Below are 3,601 nucleotides of genomic sequence, written 5' to 3' on the forward strand. Positions count from 1 at the left end.
TGGTAAAATCTAGCTCAATTTGTGTATTTTTAGGGTAAAATTCACACCATTCAACTGAAAGTTATTCAAATTAGATAAAATCGTTCTTTCTGAAGACGTGGGAAAACATTGATTTTAAGTCCATCTTGAAACTTATTCAAATAAAAATGTTTCCAACCAGGCTTGAAAAAGGCCCGTAAAGCGTCACAATTTAGTAAACGTTAAAACTTATTTACATTTATTAAAAGCATTTCGTATCAAAAATACGAGATGCTTTTTTCTAGCTTAATTTTACAAATTGGATTTTAAAGGACACCATGGACCTATTTTCAAGTTGATAACGACTACAAATTTGTTCTGGAGACCATGAAGATTGTAATCGCTCTTTAATTTCCTACTTCAATTCACAGGAGTCTAACTCGATTTTCTTCCCTTCTGCTTCGCCAATTGTTCATTGTGTGTTTGTGCTGCTTGTGCAGAGTAAGTGTCATTACCACACTTAATTCTCTTGAGAAGGTTGATTTGTGAACGCCTAATTTTCTAGCTATTTGGCAGGGTTTGAGACCTAATTCTAGGTAAGTCTCTATCTTAATTCGCTCAATTATGGTAATATGATGGTAGCTTATAGATTTCTCCCGTGTTCTGTTTAGTGTGGTTACTTACAGTTTACACGAGATTGGGCTCTATGAGTTTTTTGTTGCACTATATTTTACCATTTATCAAATATAAAAAAGTAAGCTCAGAAAATCTCTGATCTTATTCTCATATCTCTCCAAACAACTTCCGTAAAATTTTCGGTGTGATACGTTGTCCTGGCCCTACGTAAGTATAGGCGTGCAGGTACATGGCAGGATTGAAGTTGAGTTCGATACAGGTGCAATTTGGTAGCTCCTTACTAGCAGGCTTGGTGTAGTCTGGGATAATCAAATCGACTCCACAGGCCCAAGCCCCCATAGCAGTCGCCATATCGGCAGCTAGTTGTTTGTAACTCTCGCCCATCTGGTCAGTCATGTCAATGGAGTCGCCTCCAGTTGAGATATTAGAATTACCACGCAGAAAGGTTTGGCTACCTTCAGGCAAGACTGTATCAGGTGTGTAACCCTGCTGTTCTAACATGAGTAATTCAATATCACCCAGATTGATGATTTCAAGAGGTGAGCGATGGTCGCGACCACGCAGAGGGTCTTGGTTTTTCTTTTCGACTAATTCTCGGATGCTTGAGCTTCCGTCACCTACGACATTGGCCGCGACGCGGAGCAGGACAGCCTCGCATTTTCCATCCAAGATAAAGAAACGGTACTCGGTCCCTGCCACAAACTCCTCGACTAGCACATGGCTATCTTCCGAAAAGGCGATGTCTAGGGCTTTTTCATAGCCAGAAAGGCTAGCTGGATCTTGGAAGATGGAAATGCCAAGACCGAAGTTGGTGGATTTGGGTTTGACAACAATAGCAGAGTTGGCTACTTGTCCGTAGTACCGCAAGGCATCGTCCTTGTTAGCAAATTCTGCTCCCGCAGGTACTGGATAACCAGCCTTGTCCAAAATCTTTTTGGTCACAACCTTATTAGCCATGGCCAGTGGAATTACGTAGTTATCTTTGGATGTCATGTTGCCATTTTTAATGTACTCCACATGGTCACCATGCCAGAGTTTGAGAAATTGGTCTTCCTCATCTAAAATTTCTACGTTCAAGCCCAGCTGAATGGCGTCAAAGAGAATCATTTGGGTGGAGAGTTCCATGTTTTCATAGCCTTTGAGGGCATAAGGTGCTGTCCAAGCATAGTCATGAAAGGCTTGTCCTTGTTGTTGGCCAAATTTTTCAAGGGACCCTTCTTCAACCTGCTCTGCTATTTTTCCAGAAAGGGTCAAACGTGGATCAAGAAGAGAGGCCTCCACCTTAGTGATAAGCTGGCTATAATAGTCATCCAGTCCAAAGTGAGCGACGATGTCCTTCATGGCTGTCACGATAGGTTTAGGGTCAGCCTCTTTAGGAAGTGGTGTGTGGGGATGGCTGAGAGCGATTTGGTTGTTGAGAGTAGCAGCTACTGCCAATTCTTCGTCGACTTGCTCCATGTCGTCTAGCCACAAGAGTGCGAGTGCAAAGAGGTGGGTGGTGTCTAGTGTTTCTTGGCTGATTGCCAGTGGCTCAAAGGGGTTGAGGTCAAAGTTGCGGAACTCTAGATAGGAGATGCCCTTAGTCAAAAAGTCCCGGCTAGTCTTAGCACCGCGTAAACGGATGGCAGAGTAAAATTCTTTTTCAGAGGACAGTTGCCCAGATCCAACAGCGTTTTCGATGTCGGTCACGTATTGCTCCAGTGAAGAGAAGGAAATGTGAACATCGGGGGCATTGACATAGCCGTAGTTGGAGTTACGAATCGACCGCACGCAACCAATTTCATCTGTCAAAAACCCTTTTTCTGCTAGCGGGCTTGCTCCGTAAAGGTAGGTCAAGAGCCAGCGATAACACAAGAAGTTCTGAGCTAACTTGAGATAGAGGGCATTCTTGAAGGTCAGTAAATCGTCATAGTCACTGACTTCAAAGAGCTGCTGGGTCAGATCTTTGCCGAGTTCAAAATTATAGTGAATTCCAGATATGGACTGGAGCAATTTGCCGTAGCGTTCTGCCAAACCAACTCGGTATTGATACTCGTAGTCACTTTCCAACTGGGCAATCTGAATCTCTTCTTCTACAATCACAGGTGGCATGGATAAAGGCCAAAGATATTCTGACTTATCCATTGAGCGAATAGCCACATCGGTGATGGCCCCGAGGAAGCGACGAGCTTCCGTGGTCGACTGTGCTACCGGTGTAATGAGCTCTAGTTGAGGTTCGCTATAATCTGTCTGGATATAGGGATGGAAACTGCGAGAACCCAATTTTTCAGGGTGTGGCGTTTGAGCGACACGGCCTTCAGTATTGATTCGTAGAGATTCGCGCTCCAGACCAAAGGTAGCTTGTAAGATGGGAGTATTTGGGGATAATTTTTGAAATACGTTTGATAGGTTCATGATTTGGCCTCGAAATAATTAGTTTCTCTATTATTTTATCAGTTTGTTAAATAAACTCAACTTTCTGCTACGGAGATGGAGAAGGAAATGCTCGGACGAATTGACTATTTACTTGCATTAAATATAAGCAAAAGCATTAGTAGAAGTATTGAAACTACACCTAATAGTTTTTTCCCCACACTCAATCTCTCATTTCTGTCTTTTTTTCGTAGACAGTTATAAAGTCGATCAGAATAAACCTTGTAAGTGTATAAGTTAATTCTTACAGACCTAAACTATTCCCCTATTTAAAAAATAATGATTCATATTTTATGAAATTAACTAGTAGATATAGTTCTGAAAAGCCTTGATAATACGCTGTTTTTAGTCCAACTGAAACTCATACTTTCTAAGCCAGGTCATACGATTTATAAGTAAAAGAACAAATAAAAAAGAGGAGCTTCACACTAAAGTTCCTCTTTTTTTAAATATCCGAATCATTATTCTTATTTCAAAAAAGGTAGAGAAAAAGGTAGAGTTTGAATTGAAATACAGTGCAATATATCGCATTTAACAAAAAGAAAAAACGCTTGAAATCAGCGTTTTTCTTATGTATTGATTCGTATTGAATGCT

General features: G+C 41.3%; 1 protein-coding gene and 1 pseudogene. Both read right to left on the minus strand.

The features are described 5' to 3' along the window. Positions 1 to 283: 283 nt before the first annotated feature. Positions 284 to 605: pseudogene (locus tag ADM33_RS11835) on the minus strand (transposase); the annotation flags it as partial. Between the two features lie 136 nt (positions 606 to 741). Continuing rightward, the gene (gene gshAB / locus ADM33_RS03165) at positions 742 to 2,988 is read right to left on the minus strand and encodes a bifunctional glutamate--cysteine ligase GshA/glutathione synthetase GshB (protein ID WP_049503138.1); all 2,247 of its coding nucleotides are present in this window, start codon (positions 2,986 to 2,988) and stop codon (positions 742 to 744) included. Positions 2,989 to 3,601: the final 613 nt, after the last annotated feature.

The organism is Streptococcus oralis, assembly GCF_001075875.1.
GTDB lineage: Bacteria > Bacillota > Bacilli > Lactobacillales > Streptococcaceae > Streptococcus > Streptococcus oralis_I.